This window comes from Demequina flava, assembly GCF_000975035.1.
Taxonomy (GTDB): Bacteria; Actinomycetota; Actinomycetes; order Actinomycetales; family Demequinaceae; genus Demequina; species Demequina flava.
Genome location: NZ_BBRA01000001.1, coordinates 103,465 through 122,465, shown reverse-complemented (window position 1 = coordinate 122,465; position 19,001 = coordinate 103,465). Strand labels below are relative to the sequence as shown.

General features: G+C 65.2%; 17 protein-coding genes. 9 read left to right on the top strand and 8 right to left on the bottom strand.

Annotated features, from left to right (window positions below; translation table 11 throughout):
- Positions 1–2: 2 nt before the first annotated feature.
- Entirely contained in the window at positions 3–623 is a 621-nt protein-coding gene (locus AOP74_RS00555) for a class I SAM-dependent methyltransferase (protein WP_061960390.1), read from the bottom strand.
- A gap of 62 nt (positions 624–685) precedes the next feature.
- Between AOP74_RS00555 and hflX the strand changes: the two genes are divergently transcribed.
- The 3 genes from hflX to AOP74_RS00540 are packed head-to-tail and all read left to right on the top strand — an operon-like array spanning position 686 to position 4,388.
- Positions 686–2,176, top strand: coding sequence for a GTPase HflX (gene hflX, locus AOP74_RS00550; protein WP_061960389.1), 1,491 nt, complete (start codon positions 686–688; stop codon positions 2,174–2,176).
- On the top strand, positions 2,173–4,125 hold the full coding sequence (locus AOP74_RS00545; RefSeq protein WP_061960388.1) for an ATP-dependent DNA helicase: 1,953 nt from the start codon (positions 2,173–2,175) through the stop codon (positions 4,123–4,125). The genes hflX and AOP74_RS00545 overlap by 4 nt, the downstream gene beginning before the upstream one ends.
- Before the next feature lie 38 nt (positions 4,126–4,163).
- Positions 4,164–4,388 carry a hypothetical protein gene (locus AOP74_RS00540; protein ID WP_061960387.1) on the top strand — a complete coding sequence of 75 codons (225 nt, stop codon included), beginning with the start codon at positions 4,164–4,166 and terminating at the stop codon, positions 4,386–4,388.
- 25 nt (positions 4,389–4,413) lie between these two features.
- On the opposite strand, the gene lexA is transcribed toward AOP74_RS00540, so the two are convergent.
- Positions 4,414–5,121 carry a transcriptional repressor LexA gene (gene lexA, locus AOP74_RS00535; RefSeq protein WP_061960386.1) on the bottom strand — a complete coding sequence of 236 codons (708 nt, stop codon included), beginning with the start codon at positions 5,119–5,121 and terminating at the stop codon, positions 4,414–4,416.
- A gap of 185 nt (positions 5,122–5,306) precedes the next feature.
- Between lexA and AOP74_RS00530 the strand changes: the two genes are divergently transcribed.
- Both AOP74_RS00530 and nrdR read left to right on the top strand, forming a co-directional pair.
- Positions 5,307–5,717 carry a LysM peptidoglycan-binding domain-containing protein gene (locus AOP74_RS00530; RefSeq protein ID WP_061960385.1) on the top strand — a complete coding sequence of 137 codons (411 nt, stop codon included), beginning with the start codon at positions 5,307–5,309 and terminating at the stop codon, positions 5,715–5,717.
- Between the two features lie 86 nt (positions 5,718–5,803).
- A complete protein-coding gene (gene nrdR / locus AOP74_RS00525) occupies positions 5,804–6,271 on the top strand; it encodes a transcriptional regulator NrdR (protein WP_061960384.1) in 468 nt (155 codons plus the stop codon).
- Here nrdR and AOP74_RS00520 read toward each other — a convergent pair.
- Positions 6,268–8,250, bottom strand: coding sequence for a DEAD/DEAH box helicase (locus tag AOP74_RS00520; protein WP_269078712.1), 1,983 nt, complete (start codon positions 8,248–8,250; stop codon positions 6,268–6,270). The genes nrdR and AOP74_RS00520 overlap by 4 nt on opposite strands.
- An 89-nt stretch (positions 8,251–8,339) precedes the next feature.
- The gene (gene serA / locus AOP74_RS00515; RefSeq protein ID WP_061960382.1) at positions 8,340–9,554 is read right to left on the bottom strand and encodes a phosphoglycerate dehydrogenase; all 1,215 of its coding nucleotides are present in this window, start codon (positions 9,552–9,554) and stop codon (positions 8,340–8,342) included.
- Positions 9,555–9,679: 125 nt separating this feature from the next.
- Between serA and AOP74_RS00510 the strand changes: the two genes are divergently transcribed.
- Entirely contained in the window at positions 9,680–10,474 is a 795-nt protein-coding gene (locus tag AOP74_RS00510; protein WP_061960381.1) for a hypothetical protein, read from the top strand.
- A gap of 4 nt (positions 10,475–10,478) precedes the next feature.
- Here AOP74_RS00510 and AOP74_RS00505 read toward each other — a convergent pair whose 3' ends face one another.
- Positions 10,479–12,671 carry a HelD family protein gene (locus AOP74_RS00505; RefSeq protein WP_061961849.1) on the bottom strand — a complete coding sequence of 731 codons (2,193 nt, stop codon included), beginning with the start codon at positions 12,669–12,671 and terminating at the stop codon, positions 10,479–10,481.
- A gap of 169 nt (positions 12,672–12,840) precedes the next feature.
- Here AOP74_RS00505 and AOP74_RS00500 point away from each other — a divergent pair, with 169 nt between their 5' ends.
- Together AOP74_RS00500 and AOP74_RS00495 are read left to right on the top strand one after the other, a co-directional pair.
- Complete coding sequence (locus AOP74_RS00500) at positions 12,841–13,764, top strand: proteasome assembly chaperone family protein (protein ID WP_061960380.1); 924 nt, start codon at positions 12,841–12,843, stop codon at positions 13,762–13,764.
- Positions 13,765–13,908: 144 nt separating this feature from the next.
- The gene (locus tag AOP74_RS00495) at positions 13,909–14,112 is read left to right on the top strand and encodes a cold-shock protein (RefSeq protein WP_061960379.1); all 204 of its coding nucleotides are present in this window, start codon (positions 13,909–13,911) and stop codon (positions 14,110–14,112) included.
- A gap of 109 nt (positions 14,113–14,221) precedes the next feature.
- On the opposite strand, the gene AOP74_RS00490 is transcribed toward AOP74_RS00495, so the two are convergent.
- Positions 14,222–14,941: a spermidine synthase gene (locus AOP74_RS00490; RefSeq protein WP_160297425.1), complete on the bottom strand. Its 720-nt coding sequence runs from the start codon at positions 14,939–14,941 to the stop codon at positions 14,222–14,224.
- A 146-nt stretch (positions 14,942–15,087) separates the two neighbouring features.
- Between AOP74_RS00490 and AOP74_RS00485 the strand changes: the two genes are divergently transcribed.
- Complete coding sequence (locus AOP74_RS00485; RefSeq protein WP_061960377.1) at positions 15,088–15,483, top strand: SCO2097 family morphological protein; 396 nt, start codon at positions 15,088–15,090, stop codon at positions 15,481–15,483.
- 114 nt (positions 15,484–15,597) lie between these two features.
- On the opposite strand, the gene AOP74_RS00480 is transcribed toward AOP74_RS00485, so the two are convergent.
- Together AOP74_RS00480 and AOP74_RS00475 are read right to left on the bottom strand one after the other, a co-directional pair.
- A complete protein-coding gene (locus AOP74_RS00480; protein ID WP_061960376.1) occupies positions 15,598–17,763 on the bottom strand; it encodes a transglutaminase TgpA family protein in 2,166 nt (721 codons plus the stop codon).
- Positions 17,760–19,001 carry a DUF58 domain-containing protein gene (locus AOP74_RS00475; RefSeq protein ID WP_061960375.1) on the bottom strand — a complete coding sequence of 414 codons (1,242 nt, stop codon included), beginning with the start codon at positions 18,999–19,001 and terminating at the stop codon, positions 17,760–17,762. Before AOP74_RS00475 ends, AOP74_RS00480 begins: the two co-directional genes overlap by 4 nt.

Below are 19,001 nucleotides of genomic sequence, written 5' to 3'. Positions count from 1 at the left end.
TGTCAAGAACGCGTGAGCCTCAGGACGCGGAACCCCTTCGCGGATCCCACCTTCTCTATCTGGCCCCACGGCTTTCCGTTGGCATCGGTTTGTCGAGCGATCCATGCCATGAGTGAGTCAGACCCAAGATTCTTCTGCACGACGAGGTGCGCCTGACCCCCTGTGTTGAGGCGCGGGAGCCACGCGGTCAAGAGCTCGTGCAGCGCTTGCTTGCCGATGCGGATAGGCGGATTCGACCAGATAGCGTCGAAGGTCTGCTCCGCGGGCACGGCATCGGGCTCGACGGCCGTAATGGCGCCGGCTGCACCTAGGCGCGCGGCGTTGCGCTCCAACAGGTCCAGCGCGCGACGGTTGACGTCTACGGCAGTGATGCGAGCATCGGGCCTCTGCAAAGCCGCAGTGAGAGCGAGGGGCCCCCAACCGCAGCCCAAGTCGAGGAGCGTCGCCGCTGGCGGCGGGAGGTGCTTGAGCAGGACCTGGGTTCCAAGGTCTATGTGTCCGGGGGAAAACACGCCCGCGGCGGTCTCGAGTTCAACCTCGCGTCCCGCGAGAGGCACGCGGATCCGGCGCCGTTCATCAGAGGACGCGGGCTCCGCGGTGAAGTAGTGGTCGGTCGGGCTCATTCCAGCGAGGCTACATGCACAGTCGTGGTCATTGGTGAATCACAGTGAGACAATGGAGGCATATGGCTGACCTTGACACCCCGACCAGCGCCGAGCAGGCGAGCCGCGACGATGCGACGATCGAGCGCGTACTGTCGCGCGCCGGCACCGCGGTAGCCGCTGGCGCCACCGCACGCACCGATTACGACGGCGACCAGTTCGACCGCGACGAGCGCGCCGCATTGCGCCGCGTCGACAACCTCTCGACAGAGCTCGAAGACATTACTGAGGTCGAGTACCGCCAGTTGCGTCTCGAGAAAGTTGTCCTCGTGGGGCAGTTTTCGCGGGGCACTACAGCCGATGCCGAGGTCGCCTTGAGAGAGCTCGCTGCGCTCGCCGAGACCGCCGGTTCCCAGGTACTTGACGGTGTGCTGCAACGCCGGCCTCACCCGGACCCAGCCACGTACATCGGCAAGGGCAAAGCCGAAGAAGTGAAGGACATCGTCAAGGCGGTGGGCGCGGACACCGTCGTCGTTAATGACGACCTTGCGCCGAGCCAGCGGCGCGCACTTGAGGACGTGGTGAAGGTCAAGGTCATCGACCGCACCGCACTGATTCTCGACATCTTCGCGCAGCACGCCAAGTCCAAGGAGGGCAAGGCGCAGGTCGAGCTCGCGCAACTGGAATACCTGCTTCCACGTCTACGTGGTTGGGGTGACTCGATGTCCCGCCAGGCCGGTGGCCAGGTGGGTGGCGCCGCCGCCGGTATGGGCTCGCGCGGCCCCGGTGAGACCAAGATCGAGCTCGATCGCCGTCGTATCCACACGCGTATGGCTCAGCTACGCCGGCAGATCAAGGCGATGGAGCCTGCGCGCAATGTGCGACGCGACCGGCGCTTGGCGTTGCCCAACGTCGCCATTGTCGGCTACACCAACGCGGGAAAGTCGTCGCTGCTCAATCGCGTGACGGGAGCTGGAGTATTGGTCGAGAACTCTCTGTTCGCCACGCTTGACCCCACAGTTCGGCGGTCTCAGACTCCCGATGGTCGTGAGTTCACCGTGTCCGACACTGTGGGATTTGTCCGCGACCTCCCGCACCAGTTGGTGGCGGCCTTCGCCTCGACGCTGGAAGAAGTGGCGCACGCTGACCTGATGTTGCACGTGGTCGACGCCTCGCACCCTGACCCGGAGAGCCAGATCTCCGCGGTGCGCGAGGTCCTGGCAGACGTTCCTGGGGCCGATGACGTGAAGGAAGTCATCGTCCTGAACAAGTCTGATGCGGCGGAGCCGGAAACGCTCATGCGCCTTCGTGGGCGACGCGAGATGACGATCGAAGTGTCCGCGCTGACCGGCGAGGGCATCGCTGAGCTCATGGCGCTCATCGCGCGTGAGCTGCCGCGACCCGAGGTACGCATCGACCTTGTGGTCCCATACACGCGGGGCGACCTTGTCAACGAAGTGCACCTCCACGGCGAGGTCCTGTCTGAAGACCACGAAGCGGCTGGAACCCACCTGGTGGCGCTCGTCGACGAACCTCTGGCCGGCCGCTTGCACGACGCGGCTAGCGGCGAGTGAGCGGGGACGCCGAGGCCGCACGGCTGCTCGAGGTCGCGGTCAGCGCTCTCGGGGGCTCTGCACGTGAGGGCCAAACCCAGATGGCCGTGTTGGTGGACGAAGCGCTGGGTGACGGCGAGCATGTCTTAGTCCAAGCGGGCACTGGTACCGGTAAGTCGCTGGGCTATCTTGTGCCCGCGGTCGCCCACGCCGCGCGCGAAGGGTCGCGAGTCGTGGTGTCGACTGCGACCCTTGCGCTCCAGCGCCAGGTGTTCTCGAAGGACCTGCCCATGGTGCTCGACGCTCTTGAGCCTGAGTTGGGCAAGCGGCCGGCAGCGTCGTTGTTCAAGGGTCGGGCTAACTACCTTTGCGTGCACAAACTCGCAGGCGGGTATGGCGAGCCGGACGACGACATGTTGCCCATCGCGGCGGGGCCCACGAGCGAGCTCGGCGAGGAAGTGGCGCGCCTGCATCAGTGGGCCGACGAGACTGACAGCGGCGACCGCGACGACTTGGTGCCGGGTGTGTCTCATCGCGCGTGGGCCCAGGTGTCGGTCTCCGGCCGTGAGTGCCTGGAGTCAAAGTGTCCCGTCATCAAGGAGTGCTTCTCGCAGAAGGTCCGCGATGAAGCGGCCAAGGCGCACATCGTCGTGACGAACCACGCCGTGCTCGGCGTGCAGGCTGCGTCCCACGACCTCCTGGGCGAGCACGACGCTCTAATTGTCGACGAGGCCCACGAGCTGGTTTCCCGCATTACCTCCGCCGCGACCCACGAGATCACAGTGCTGCGAGTCGACCGTGCAGCAAGGGCCGCCCGTAAAGCCGGGCACACAACCGAGGCGCTCGACAGCGCGGCGAGGGCATTGGACGCGGCGCTGGGTGAGCACGAGCCGACTCGGTTGCGATCGGGCCTCGATGAAGGGCTAGCGCAAGCGATCGAGACCGTCCGCATGGAGACGCGCACGTTGCTCAGCGCCATCCAGAAAGAAAGCCAGACCACTCCCGAAGCGGCATCGGCGACGACCAAGGTCGCAACCGCCGCTTTGCAGGAGATTCACGATGTCTGTGAAGAACTGCAGGGCGAGCACGGTCGCTACGTGATCTGGCTGGCCCCACCGGACGGCGACTACGACTCCAGGCAAGCGGTGCGCATCGTTGCGGCACCTTTGGACGTAGCCGGTCTCGTCAAGAACCGGCTAATTGAAGACAAGGCTGCGGTCTTCACATCCGCGACCCTTGCGCTCGGCGGAGACTTCCGCGCCATCAGCGCGCACCTGGGCGTCAACGAACCCACAACCCTCGACGCGGGTAGCCCCTTCGACTATGAGCGCCAGGGCATCCTCTACGTGGCCTCGCACCTGCCGCGTCCCGGTCCCGGCGGAATCTCGGAGGAGGCACTCGATGAGATGGAGGCGCTGATCCGTGCCGCGGGCGGGCGCACTCTGGGCCTTTTCTCGTCACATCGAGCGGGTCAGGCAGCCGCGGAAGCGATGCGCCAACGCCTCGATATGCCGATCCTCTACCAACTGGACGATCAGCTCCCGACGCTCGTCGAGCAGTTCAAGGCTGATCCGCGTGCGTGCTTGTTCGGGTCGACATCGCTGTGGCAGGGAATTGACGTTCCCGGCGCTTCAGCGAGCCTTGTGCTCATTGACCGCATCCCGTTCCCGCGCCCGGATGAGCCCATTGCTCAGGCCCGCACCGAAGCAGTCGCTCAGCGCGGTGGAAACGGCTTCATGGCCGTCTCAGCTACGCACGCGGCGCTGCTGATGGCTCAGGGTGCCGGACGCCTGATTCGTAATTCCGCTGACCGGGGCGTCGTAGCGGTACTGGACTCCCGGCTCTCGAGCGCGCGATACGGCGGATTCCTCGCGCGGTCTATGCCCCCGCTGTGGGGGACGACCGATCGGGGCGTCGTGCTCGGGGCACTTGAGCGACTGGACGATGCTGCGAGCAAGCAGGGGCAGTAGCCTCTATGCAGAACACAACGAGAGGGTGGGCAACCACGATGAGTGACAACGAGACCTCCGAAGAGTTTCGCCGCGGCCAAGAGGCCGAGCGCGCCCGCTTTGCGGAGTATCTTCAGTCGTATGAGGCCGGCTCCAGAAAGCTAGCCGAGCAGGCAGAGACCGAAGACTCGCGTGTCTACCAAACCACCATCGCGAACGCGATGAACGCCATGCGCCGCGCTATCACCGGTGAATTCCACTGGCAAGACGGCTGGAAGAAGTAGCTGCGCGCCGCGACGAGGTCGTGAGTTAGACCTTACGTAGCACTGACACGACCTTGCCCATGATGGACGCGTGAGTGCCATCAATGGGCGTGTACGCGGGGTTGTGAGGCATGAGCCACACCTGGTCGTTCTTGCGACGGAAGGTCTTCACTGTGGCCTCATCATCGAGCAGAGCGGCCACGATGTCACCGTTCTCAGCGGTGTTCTGCCGGCGGACCACGACGAGGTCGCCGTCGCAGATCGCGGCGTCAATCATCGAGTCACCGGTGACCGTCAGCATGAACAACTCGCCTTGACCCGTTAGCTGGCGGGGGAGTGTGAAGGTGTCCTCGACCGCTTGCTCGGCCAAGACCGGCCCACCTGCGGCGATGCGGCCCACTAGAGGTACGGTCGTGACGTCTCCGGCCGGAACCGGGCCGTCCGAGACGACTTCTGCGGGTGCGCTGGTCTCGCTCGCCTCTTCCGGCAGGATCACTTCCATCGCGCGTGGCCGGTTTGGGTCGCGGCGCAAAAGCCCCTTGCCCTGCAGCGCACTTAGCTGGTGCTGAACCGAAGAGGTTGAGGTCAAGCCGACGGCGCGACCAATCTCGCGCATTGACGGCGGATACCCGCGGGAGTCGACGCATTCGCGAATGAACTCGAGGATGAGCCGCTGGCGCTCGCTCACTCCGGCGCCGCCCTTGTCGGGGAACTCGTGAATGGTGGCATCCGTGCCGCCCGTTGAGTGCTCCATGTCTCCTCCTGAGATACCCGGTGACCGATTCGATGTCAGACCCCGGTGATTCGCTGTCTTCCATGACGGTAGAGCAACCACGCACAGGAATCAAACATATGTTCGAGCGTGTCTTGCCCTTCCGTGCCGACAGTGCTACAAATAGAACAGATGTTCGACGAACAGATGTTCGAATGGAGGAGATCATGACTGCAGCAGCGATGACCATTCCCGCAGGTGCTTACCGTGTGCGGTCCCAGAGCCCCGCACCCGCGCACAAGCGTGAGCGCAACGCCGCCTCTCACTCCGTCGGACGCGTCCGCATCATCGACAGTCCAGTGATGCGCCGTCGGCGTCGCGTGCTGGCGGCCGTCATCTTGGCGATTGCCGCAGCGGTGTTTGGCCCCCAGGCCTTCGCCGGTGACGGCTCAGGTACACCTGCTGTCTATGACACCCACACGGTGGCTCACGGCGAGACCCTCTGGTCGATCGCGTCCTCCATCACCGCGCCAGGGGAGGACGTCCGTGACGCCGTGGCAGACATCTCGAACATGAACGCAATGTCCGGTTCCACGCTCCAGGTCGGCGAGCAGCTGCGAATTCCCGCTCTCGACTAGCCGGAACGCCGCCAAGGCCGGATTTGTGGCGTCGCTGGTAGGTGGCGGATTGCTATCTGAGGGGTCGGTCGTGGGACAGTAGTGTCATGCACTGTCCGTTCTGCAAGAACCCAGACTCTCGTGTCGTCGATTCACGCACGACCGATGATGGCCTGTCCATCCGGCGTCGACGCGAGTGTCCCCAGTGCGGAAAGCGGTTCTCGACGGTGGAGACGGCAAGCCTGACCGTCATGAAGCGCAATGGGGTTGCTGAACCCTTTAGTCGTGAAAAGGTCATGAGCGGCGTCCGTAAGGCATGTCAAGGACGACCTGTCAGCGACGACGACCTCGCCGTGCTGGCACACAAGGTAGAAGAAGCAATTCGCGCCTCGGGAGTCGCGGAGATCAACGCGACGGACATCGGGCTGGCGATCTTGCCACCGCTGCGTGAGCTCGACGAGATCGCGTACCTGCGCTTCGCGAGTGTCTACCAAAACTTCCAGAACCTGGACGACTTCCAGGGAGCAATCAGCGACCTCCGCGCAGAGCGCGATTCGACAGGCGCTGGAAGTTAACGCTTCTTCTTAGACTTCGCTTGGCTCTTGTTCTTGGGGCGAGGCTTGCCCGAACGGCCGGATGCCTTCGAAGACTTCTTCCGCTTCTTGCCATCGGGAGACGACTTTGGCCATTCACCACGCGGTGCAGCGGATCCAGCACTGTCACCATGTGAGGCAGACCCGTTGTCTTGAGGCTTGCGAGAGGGCTTTGCGCCCGCTCCTCGTGCCGTATCGTCACGAGGAGCGGATGTCCTGCCCGGCTTCTTGGGTCCACGCCGGTCGCGAGGATCGACCTCGTCACGACCGCGCTGGCGGCGGGCGGCTTCACGCTCCCGCGAAGTGAGTTTCTGCCCACTCGTCTCGGAGCGGCCTCGCGAGTCATCTCGTTTACGCGAGGAATCCCAACTATTGGCCTCACGACGGTCGGTCGACGCGTTTCGGCCGCGAGACTGGCCACCGTCACGACTCGAGCCAGCCTTGCGTGAGTCGCCGCGGCCCCGGGACGCGTCGCCGGCCCAGTCGTTGTCGCGCGCGCGTGCATTGGCACCCTTGCGTGGCGGCTTCGCACCCTTGCCACCGCGCTGCGGGCGATCTCCCTGAGAGCGGTGCTGGCTACGCGAGGCTGAGGCACGGTCGTCCCGCTGGCGCTCGGCGGGGCGCTCCTTGTGTTCACCGCGAGCCGCGTCTCGGTCGTCACGGGCAGGTCGCCGGTCGCCACGAGCAGTGGAACGGTCATCATGACCGTATGCGCGGTCATCGTCGCGGTCGCGTGGGTCGCGCCGTTGGCCTGCAACGCGTGGCCCGCGTCCGCGGCCTCCACCGCTGCGATTGTCACGTCCGCGCTTGTCGCGGCCACCACGTTCGCGCTCGGCTGGTGCCAAGCGGGGGAGCTTCACGCGCTCTCCGGAGGGCTCCTGAGCGCCAGTGAGTGACTCGAGCATCGCGAGCGACTCGTCGCCGTCGTCCTTGATCTTGCGGAAGGTAGCGTCGACACCAGCGTTTTCGATCAAGCGGTCGATCGTGCGCCGCTGGTGGGGAAGTGACAGCGTGACGACCAGCCCTGCGGAACCGGCACGCGCCGTGCGACCGGCGCGGTGCGTGTAGTCCTTGTGGTCGGCTGGGGGGTCCATCTGAAGGACCAAGTCGACGGCGTCCACGTGAATGCCACGTGCTGCCACGTCGGTGGCGACCAGGACGGGAATCTGACCCGAGCGGAAGCCGGTGATGGCGGCGTTGCGTTCGTTCTGCGTCTTGTCACCGTGCAGAGCAACCGCGAGGATGCCGGCGTCGCGCATCTGGGTAGCGATGCGGTCGCATGCGAGCTTGGTGCGCACAAAGACGATCGTGCGGCCGTCGCGGGCAACGATGCGATGCGCCGTTTGGTACTTGAGGTGTGGCGGGATGCTCAGCACCACGTGGGTCATATCCACTTGGGCCGCAGCACCATCGGTGACGTCGTGGAGTACCGGGTCGCTCATGTGCTCGGCGACGAGGCGATCGACGTCGCCGTCGAGGGTCGCAGAGAAGAGGAGCCGCTGACCTCCGGAGGGCACGTGCTCGAGGATCTCGTTGATCTCGTCCATGAAGCCCATGTCCGCCATGTGGTCGGCCTCATCGAGGACGACGAGATCGACGTCAGACATGTCGGCATTGCCGCGGCGAACAAGGTCCGCGAGGCGGCCGGGTGTGGCCACCACGAGGTGCACGCCACGGTTGAGCGCCTGGACCTGCTTCGTCATCGACAGGCCGCCGGCAACGAGACGTAGCGAAACCTGCATAGCGTGAGCGAAGGGCTCCAGCGCGTCATTGACCTGCATCGCGAGTTCCCGGGTGGGGACCAGGACGATTGCACGCGGCTTGCGCGCTTCAGGCGCAGGACCGTCGGCTAGACGGGAAATGGCGGGTAGCCCGAATCCGAGCGTCTTTCCCGAGCCGGTGCGTGCTTTGCCCAGCACGTCGCGCCCAGCCAGGGCATCGGCGATCGTCGCCGACTGGATCGGGAACGCGGTCGTGAGACCTGCCTTGTCCAGCGCTTGGATGAGGGCGTCGGGCAGACCGAGGTCTGCGAATTGGACTGCGTCGCCAGTTATGAGAGCACCCGCAGACGAACGGTGCCGGGCATGGCGCCAAGCGCGGCCACGGCCTCGTCAGTCAGGCCGGCAGCGACGTCCGTCACGACGTAACCGAGTTCGCCCCGCGTCGAGAGCATCTGGCCCTCGATGTTGACGTCGTGCTCGGCAAAGACGTGGTTGACGGCCGCGAGCACACCGGGGATGTTCTCGTGCAGGTGAGCAATACGGTGCGAACCCATGGGGCGATCAAGCTGCTGGCTGGGCACGTTCACGCTCAGCGAGGTCGAGCCCTTCTGGACGTAGTCCACCAGGCGCGTCGACACGAAGATGCCGATGTCGCGCTGAGCCTCTTCGGTTGAACCACCGATGTGCGGGGTGAGGATCACGTTCGGGATGTTCTGCAGCGGAGTGATGAAGGGGTCACCCTTCTTCTTGGGCTCCTCGGGGAACACGTCGATGGCGGCACCGCCAATCGCGCCCGACTCAAGGCCCTCACGCAGAGCATCCACATCCACGATGAAGCCGCGGGACAGGTTCAGGAAGTGCGCGCCATGCTTCATCGCCTCGAACTGCGCACGGCCAAAGAATCCCTGGTTGCCGCTGCGACCGTCGACGTGAAGGGTGACGATGTCAGCTTCGCGCAGCAACGCGTCGAGCGAAGGCATGCGGGTGGCGTTGCCGAGTGCGAGCTTCTCGGCGGCGTCATAGAAGATGACGTTCATGCCAAGGGCCTCAGCCACGACAGACAGTTGCGAGCCGATGTTGCCGTAACCCACGATGCCGAGCGTGCGGCCGCGGATCTCGTGAGCGCCATCGGCGCTCTTGTTCCACAGGCCCTCGTGCATGAGCTTCTGGTGCACGGGCAGGCGGCGCGTCAACGAGATCATCTCGGACACTGCCATCTCCACGACCGAGCGGGTGTTCGAGTACGGAGCGTTAAACGCTGCGATACCGCGACGAGCTGCCGCATCGAGGTCAATCTGGTTGGTACCGATCGAGAATGCACCAACGGCGATGAGTGACGGGGACGCTTCAATGACTCGCTCGGTGAGCTGGGTCTTGGAACGAATGCCGAGGATTTCGACGCCCTTGAGGGCTTCGATCAACTCGTCTTCGTCCATCGCTCCGCCGTGGTTGTCGACGGAGATGCCGGCGGCCTCGAAGTTCTCGGTGGCCTTGGGATGAAGATTTTCAAGTAGGAGTGCGCGCACGTGGTCATCTTTCCCCATATTGGTCCCCGTGACCAATCCGCGACCTCAAGGACGCCGCACGGCACACCCCGCCCCTACATCGGGCCGATGCTCGCACGCCTTGGCGTCGTTGTCTCACCAGGGCTCATGGCAGGCTATGCCACATGGGAGCGCCGACACGAATAGCCATCATCCTCGGGCTCGGCGCTGCTGCGGCGGGCGCCGGGATCTGGGCTACTGGCGCGACCTGGGAAGACATCACCCACATGGGCCAGCCACGCAACGTGCTGGAGATTGAGGGCCAGGAAATCCGCGTTCCCCAGGCGCAAACAACGGGGGAGAGGTTGTCGCCAGCGGTGGCGGTCTCGACGACCGGCGAGCACTCTTTCTTGTTTACCGAGGATGAGGAGCCGACCCGGTACGACCCGTGCATGGAACTGGCCTGGGTACACAATCCGGCCGGCATGCCTGATGGTGCGGAGGGCCTTGTAGCTAGCGCCGTTGCAGACATCGAGACGTACACCGGCCTGGCGTTCTCCTATGAAGGCGAGGTCGACGAGGTCGCCCACTTTGACCGCGCCCTGATTCAGGAAGAATACGGCGATCGGTTCGCCCCCATCATCATTGGCTGGTCCGATGAGGAAAGCACTCCGGACCTTGCTGGATCGACCGCCGGGCTCGGAGGTTCGTCCTCGGTCACGGGCGCCTACGGGGATCAGCGTTTTCTTGCCGCAGGCGTCGTCATCCTCGATACCGAAGACCTCGGCGAGCTGCTCGGAGAGTCCAACGGCTCCGAGCGAGCCGAGTCGATCATTCGCCACGAACTCGCGCACGTCGTAGGCCTCGGACACGTGGAAGATTCCACGGAACTCATGCATGCGGAGAATATGGCCGCAGCCGCATGGGGCCCCGGCGACCGCCAAGGCCTGGCCATCGCGGGCGCTGGGCCCTGCCAGTAGGTCGCTAGAGGCCCGCAGGTAGGTTTCCGTCGTGGACGATTTCGAGGCGCTGAGTCGGTCGAGTGAGCGCCACGTAGAGATCGCCAGGACGGACCGCGATAGTGGCGGGGTCCACGACCACCGCGACATCGAATTCCAGTCCCTTCGACTCCCGTGCCGTGCACACGGTGACGTCGTCAGCTAGATCCGAGTCGGTAAGCGCTCGTCGGACGTCTCCCAGCAATTCGGAAGGCGCAATGATGGCAACCAACCCGGCCTCGGCATCGGCCATCCGCTCGGCGTGACCCACAGCAATGGCGACGGCCGTCGATGACAGTGCCCCGGCATCGGCCCTGGTTTGGGCCACCGCGTCATCTACGTCGCGCGCTGCACTCAACTCGCTGACAGGCAGTTGGGCCGCGGTCGCGAAGGCCTGTGCGACCTCTGCCACGGCGGCCGGGATGCGGTAGGAAACGGTGAGCTCGCGCAACTGCCACGAGGGCCCAAACAGCGGGTCCATCGTCTCGGGCCACCACCGCGAGCCGGCCGCGGACGTCACCTGCGCGACGTCGCCCACAATAGTGAACGACCTCGTGGGGCAGCGGCGCAGCAACATCCGCCAGGCCATCGGGGACAACTCCTGGGCCTCGTCGACGACGACGTGGCCGTAGGTCCACGTGCGGTCTGACGCGGCACGCTCGGCCAGGCTCATGCGAGACGAACCGCCGCGCATCCGCTGCGCCAAGTCTTGAGCCGTCACCATTCCGTCAGTGTCGAACGTCGACAGCACTTCCTCCGCGTATGCGACTTCCTCATCGCTGGGCCCCTGCGAAGCGCGCGGAGCGGAGGACGGCATGTCGCCCAAGAGTTCAGCGGCCTCATCCAGGAGGGGAATGTCGGCATCGGTGAACGGCGCGTTGGCCGGACGCAGGAGCAGACCGCGGTCGGCGGCACTGAGTCCCCGGGCTGCGTGCTCGAGTAGGTGCGGCTTCGACAGCAAGTCACGCACGAACTGCTGCGGCGTGATCGGCAACCAACATAGGTTCAGCGCGATGCGAATGGTCTTCGAGTCGCGCACATCGCGCTCGAGTTCCATGCGCTCCTCACCGTCGAGCTGATGATCGAGTTGTTCCATCAGCTGTGTGGTGAGACGCGAAATCATCTCCTTGGCAAAGCTGGCGCGCGCTTCGTTGTGTGGTTTTCCCTCGCGGCGCGCCTTCGCCTGGGCATCGCGGATATCGGCACGGCGGATGACCACGGTGCGCCCGTCGATGCTGACTTCCTGATCGGCACGTGGCTGGCGCTGGCGCTCGCGGACCGCGTTCTTGATGACGCGGCCCATGATCGTGCGGCCCTTGACGGAGGCAATGTCGTCTTCCTCAATGGCCGTGACTCGGACGCCCGGGACCAGGCCCGCCATGGTGGTCGAGACCGCGCCGGTTTCGCCCAACGATGGCAGCACGTGGTCGATGTAGCGCAGGAACTGAGCCGACGGTCCAATCATGAGGACGCCGCGCCGTTCGAGTTGCTCGCGGTGGTGATAGAGCAGGAAGGCTGCACGGTGCAGGGCCACAGCCGTCTTGCCCGAACCGGGGCCACCTTGGACAACGAGAGCGCCGTCGAGACCGGCACGGATGACCGCGTCCTGTTCGGCCTGGATCGTCGCCACGATGTCGCCCATGCGTCCGGTGCGGCGCGCGTCCAGGGCGGCGAGCAGTGCGCCCTCACCGGCGAGGGTGTCTTCGAGACCTGCTTCGCGAAGGGCTGCGACGTCGAGGACATCGTCTTCGACAGCGACTACGGTGCGGCCACGCGTGGTCAGGTGCCGACGATTGACGACGCCGGAGGGGGAAGCAGCGGTGGCGGAGTAGAAGGCACGGGCGGCGGGGGCACGCCAGTCGGTCAGCAGGGGAGCGTGCTGCTCATCGGACAAACCGATGCGGCCTACGTAGAGGCGGTCGCCGTCTGCCAGGTCGAGCCGCCCAAAGCACAGGCGGTCCTCGACGGCGTCCAGCTGCATGATGCGGTCCTCGTAGAGAGTCGCAAACGCATCGCGTTCCGATCGGTTCTGCGGGGAACCGGAGGGTCCCTCCTTGCGGATTTGAGCCAGGCGCAGTTCCGTTTCGGTGCGCACGTCATCGAGGCGGCCATAGAGCCCATCGATCACGTCTTGCTCGGCATCCAGTCCAAAGTCGGTCCGGGTGCTGTCGTCTTGCATGCTTTCGCCCTTCATCCCCAGCCCGCTCGCGCCGAGGCAGTCCTCTATTATCCCCGCAACTTGGGGTGAGTGCCACCGCCTTGCCGGGAATTCACCTGGGACGGCCGGTGTTTCGCGCTCAGCGTGCATCGGCCGATGCACGCACCTCGCGTGAAACAATGAAGGAACTATGAACTCTTCACTCCTGAGCTGGGACCCCGACGGTGTCGAGGAGTGGGCGCGTATTGCGCCCGCCGACTCTGCGGTCCTCATGCACTCCTTGCGAGGCTTCATCGATGCCGGCAAGACCGGGTCACTCGTGGCCTCGCAGATTCTGGACAACTCCGAGCCCATCCGGCTTGCCTCGTTCGATATCGACGAATTGCTGGACTACCGCTCGCGCCGCCCCGAGATGACGTTCTCCGTCAACGAGTTCACGGACTACGACGAACCACACCTGCACGTGGACATCGTCCGTGACAGCGAGGACACGCCGTTCCTGTTCTTGCACGGCTTTGAACCGGACATTCGGTGGGAGGGCTACATCGCCGCGATGCGGGAGATTGTCTCGCGCACCCACGTGGGGCTCACCCTTGGTGCCCATGGCATTCCGATGGCTTCGCCGCACACGCGCCCGCTTGGCGTGACGGTGCACGGCACGCCGCAGGAGCTGCTGCCGGACTCACCGTCCTTCTTCGGCAACGCGGCTGTCCCCGCCAGTGCCATGAACCTGATGGAGTACCGCTTTGGTCAGTGGGGTCTGTCGGCGGTCAACGTCGCCGTGCACGTCCCGCACTACCTTTCGCAGTCGTCGTACCCGCAGGCCGCAACGCGCGCAATCTCGGCGATCGAGGACATCTCCGGACTGTTGCTTGACTCCGAGGGACTGACAGAGGACATCGAAGTCGCTGAGAGCGAAATTGTGCGTCAGGCCTCCGAGTCGGAGGAGATCCAGACCCTTGTGACGGCGCTAGAAGAGCAGTACGACGCCTTCATGGAGCGCCGTGAGGACGGCATCGAAGCGGACGGTCCACTGCCTTCGGCAGACGAATTGGGTGCCGAATTCGAGAAATTCCTCAAACAACAGCGCGGAGACTCTCCCCCTGGGACGTAATCCGTGACACACTAGGGGTGGTTGCAGAAAACGTAGTGTGCAAGAACCGGTCTGTCTGGCCCGGAACAAGAACATTGCGGCGACAGCGGCGAGCAAAGTGTTCGTTGCTCCCGTCCGCGGGCAAGATAGACAAAGGAAATACGCATGGCACAGGGATCTGTGAAGTGGTTCAACGCTGAAAAGGGCTACGGCTTCATCGCTCAGGATGGTTCGAGCGACGACGTGTTCGTCCACTACTCGGCAATCGAGACCGACGGCTACAAGAGCCTCGAAGAGGCGCAGCGCGTCGAGTTCGAGGTCACGGACGGTCCGAAGGGCCCCCAGGCGGCGAACGTTCGCCCCCTCTAAGACCTAGAGACTTTCAATAGCAGCGAAGGCCGCTGCCGGGAAACCGGCAGCGGCCTTTGTGTGTCTTCAGGGGCCTCACGTGCGGTGCTGCACGCGGGCGCGCCAGGCTTTAGGCAGGCCAGCGAGTCGAGACTCCGGTGGGTAGCGGTGCAGAAGCGGCGTACCTCCGGAGCTGATCAACGTTCAGTCCCGACGAGTGCGCCAGGATCACATTGCCGCGACGTCGCCCCTTGAGCACTGCGGGCTCACCGATCGCCACCATCGCGCCAAACACGTCGCTCGCCGCGCGCGCATCGGTCCTGTGTGCGGACCCGCCCGGCCTTGTCCCCACATTGGCAAGAATCAATCCGCCCGGCCGGAGCACTCGGCGGGCCTCGGTCCACCACTGGTCGCTGCACAGGGGCGGGGGAGTCTCGTCGCCTGCGAACGCGTCACGCACCAGCAGGTCAATGCTGTCGTCGTGGCGCGTCGTTAATGCCTCGAGCCCGTCTTGCTCTCGAATGCGCAGCCGTGGCGCGCGGGGCAGGTCCCACCACTCACGTGCCAGCCGGGGTAGATCGGCATCGATGTCCACCGCGATGTGCCGAGAGTCGCCGTAGCGATGCGCCAGATAGCGTGGCAGCGTGCACACCCCAGCGCCGACGTGGAGCGCAAGCAGCCGTTCGGGGCGCGCCCACGCATCGACAGCCGCAGCCTCGTGCCGCATGTACTCGAAGTCCAAGAAATCGGGCTCAATCCGCATCGAAGAACTGGGAACTCCACCCACCCATACGATCGTTGACCCATCAGGCTCGTCCTCGAGCCGCACCATTCCACTCGAAATTGGCATGTCGACACCGCGTTTAACCCCCGCTGCGACGGGATTTTGAGGTGAGCGGGGAGACATGATCCAACTTTCTGCGCCAGGACTAGTGTGCGAGGGCGACGCGAACTAGACTAGGGTCTACGCCACAGACCGTGTTGGAGGAGGGCATCATGCCGCTTTCTGAGTATGAGCAGCGTGTACTCGACGAGCTTGAACAAGATCTCGGGAGTGACCCGTCGCTTCACCGTGCCATGAATCGATCGTCGGCGACGCCTACGCGCGTCATTATCGGCATCATCGGCGTCATCGCCGGGCTGGGCATCGTGGTCGCTGGTGTGGCCATGCAGATCCCCGTCTTGGGAATCGCTGGCTTCGTCCTGATGGCTGGTGTCGCCTTGTGGACGCTCCTGGCCACCGGGAAGAAGGAAGAGCCCACTGCAGAGGCCGCAGCCGCGCCGCGGCCTAAGCGTCCTACGCCGCAGGCAAAGCCTGCCAGCGACAACAAGGACTTCATGCAGCGCTTCGAAGAGCGATTCGATCGTCGCCGGGAGAACGGCGACTTTTAGGGTCGGTTCAGAGATTTTCTAAGTAGTGCCCCGGGCGTCGAAGCCCGGGGCATTGCTGTGTCCGGCTCCAGGCGGTCCCGCCCGGGGTCTTTCGGGCAGGGCCGATGCCGTGGCTTACTTCCGCGCGCCGGTTGCCTTGAGTGCATCGACGACCGTCGCGCGCCACGCGTTCATGTGGGCTAGCGGTACGTCAGTGCCCGCAGGGTCGTAGCGATAGGCGGTGACCGCATGCGCCAGGTGAGCGAGCGCATCATCTGCGTGCGTAGGAAGCGGATCGCCCCGTTCGGTCCGCTCGGCGCGCACGTACTCGACTGCCTCCGTTGGGGTCAGAGATTCAGGCCAGCGCATCCCATCGGGCACGTCGCGGTACAGACGCGCCCAAACTCCGTCCGTGGCAGCCGCCTCGGGTGGCCGGCTCGCGCGGTGACGCAGGTACGCCCAGATTCCACTGGTGAGCAGCAGCACGCCGGCAAGGGCGACGAGCCACCATACGGACGAGTCGTCGCTGGAGGCCGTCGTCACGGGTGCCGAGGTTCCCTCGGTCGTTGGCTCGATCTCTTCGGGGAGTTCCTCGTCTTCCGGCTTCGGCGTGATTTGGTCTGACGCGTCCGGCGCGGCCGCGGTGTCGACTGCGGCGTTCGTGGCGTACCAGGGGGCAGAGCCAGTTTGCACGGCTGGGGTGGGCTCAAAGCGGACCCACCCGACGCCCGGGAACCACAGTTCAGGCCAGGCGTGAGCCTCGGAGCCCGTCACGACGTACTCGCGTTCGGAATTGATCTGACCTGGCAAGTAACCCACGGCGAGCCGAGCAGGGATCGACAAGGTGCGCGCCATCATCGTCATAGCCGTCGCGAACTGGACGCAGTATCCCGACCGTTCGTCCAGGAAGGTACTGACAGCATCGTCCGTGCTGTCCTGTACCGACGTGTCGTATGTGAACTCCATGGGATTGCGTAGGTACTGCTGGAGCGCGACGGCTTGCTCGTGGCGGGTGGTCGCGTCCGCGGTGACTTCTTGGGCGACCGCCAGCACGCCCTCGGCGTCCATGGCATCGGGGAGTTCAAGGTAGATACCCGGCACAGCATCGAGCTCGGTGCCGACATTGTCTTGCGCCGCCAAGAGCCGCTCTCCCGTGACGTACGAGGTCGCAGCCGTGATCATGAGTTCTTGGCCGCGCGCGGAGCCGCTGGTCACCTCCGCCTCGTCGAGTTGGGCGTCGTACTCCCATGAGGCATCCGTTTCGACGACCCGCGGGGCGGTGGGAAGCGGCAGGTTGGACTCGCCCACGCCGACGGGATCGAGCGCGATGGTCATAAGCCGTTGCTCTTCCCAGTCATCCACGGGTGCCGACCACAACACGGCATCGTCGGCCTGCGGCTCGAGGTTCTCGGCGCCGGTGTCCGCCCACGTGACGCCGTTGAAGTCACTGACGGTGTGGAACTTGAACGCGCTCGGGCGCCCTCCGTCGGTGGTGTACCGCAGGACGGGCACGGACGAGCGTGCACCAAGAGAGGCGCGCAGATCCAGGTCCAGGCTGAGGCGAGTGACTTCGGCGCCGGGGCCTGCCGCAGCGAACCTCGGCAAGGAGCCCCAGCCGGGGCCGCTGACCAGGAGCGGTGAGACGATCGTGGCGACCAGTACGACAGCCGTCGCAGCGAGCAATGGCGGTGCCAGTGGTGGCGCGGTGCGGCGAGCACCTTCGCCGCGGCGCATCAGCCCCAGGGTGGCGATCCAGCATCCGACAGCGACCATCAGGGGCAGGATCGGTACGGACCTGTCGAGGATGACAGCGGGTAGCCACGGGGCAAGCAAGATGATGCCGGCCGATGCTGCGAAGCCAAGGCCCACGCCCAACAGGTCGGAGGCGAGGAAGGTCGCTACGACGGCAAGCGCGATGAGAAGGGTGAGCCCCGCAGTGAGGTCAGCAGGGGCGACCGTGATTGCGGCATAGTTCACACCATCGCGTGCGACGTCGCCGAGTTGCCCCAGCGCCTCGGGCGTGGGGAGCCAATTCGTGCTCCCATCGTCGCCAACCGAGAAGAATGGGACGCTCACGACGATCGCGACGACGATGCCCACCAGGCTGGGAAGTGCGCGCACCGGCGAATAGGCACGAGTCAACGCGACGGCGGTCGCGGTGGCCAACAGAATGAGCGTGATGGTGGCGATGCCGCCGTCGAACGTGACCCATGCAGACACGGCGTTGAGACCCAACAACGATGCCAGTGCGATAAGCGCAGTGGCAAGGGTCCGGGCGCCGGCGCGAGGCTGCAAGGTCATACGCTCACGGCCTCCTTGAGGAGATGCCCCCACCCGTCGGGCACGCCGGCGTTGGAGTCAACGAGGGCAACGTGCCATCCCGCCGCGCGAAGCGACGCCGCGGTGCGACCGGCCGCGGCTGCGTTACCGGTCTCGCGGACCAGCGCCCACGCTCGGCCATCGGGGCCAAGTGCGCTCAGCGCGCGGAGCGTTTCGTCGCTCGCAGGCTCGAGGACGGCAAAGACGACCGCGCCCCGACGTGCCACGTCGAAGGCTGCAGAAATGGGTTCCAGGAGATCTTCGGCTCGCCTGCGTGCAGGTGCCTCGAGATCGATCAGGGAGTCGAGGAGGCGCGCACGAGCATCGCCGGTGTGTGCCTGCGCTGGGGGCAGGTCCCGCGCATGAATATGTGCCGCGTGGCCGGAATCGAGGACGCTGCACGCGATCGACGCCGCCGCCGAAATTGCCCACTCGGTGGCCTGCGGGGCAAAGGGAAGGTCCAGCACAACCACTGCGGGCCGCTTGCCTTCGTGCTCGTCGCTGCGTACGAGCATGGTGCCTCGGCGTGCGGACGATGCCCAATGGACTCGGCGCAGGTCGTCGCCTTCGTGGTACTCGCGCAGTGATGCGTCGTCGGCCGAGGAGGACCTCGTGCCCGAGCGTGTCTGTTCTGCTTCACCCATGATCGCGCGGGCTACGTCGGAGAGGTCGTGTATCTGGGGCCACACGCTGACCTCGTCGGTCGCGCCCATGGCGCACGACGCGCGCATCAGGCCGAGTGGATCCGCGGAGTCGACGACGCACGGCCCCAGAATCCATCTCCCTCGCAACGAGGGAGTGATCGGGTAGGTGAGGGTGACGGCGCGGTCAGCTCGCGACACTGCCGCGCGCTGGTGGGCCGTTCCCGTAATCTCCGCCGCGGCCTGCTCGCTGACTCCGAGACCGCGCACCATGGCGTGCGTGGTGGCATTCCAGCGGATGGGTTTGACGGTGGTGATGACCTTGGATGGCGCGCCCACCATGGGGTGTCCTGGTCCCACGGCGCGTGAGACTCGCGCGTAGCGCGACGGCAGGACAATTCCCGTGACGACGACCCAGATGGCCGCGAATGTGGCCGCCCCAAAGGTCATGACCCCGATGTAGGTCAATGCTGGGGACGCGAATCCAACACCGAGCGCCACCATGGAGACGCCGGCGATGAAGACACCGACGCCGCTGCCCGTGGGGCTCAGGCGCGTAGACGCGTGACGCGTAGACAT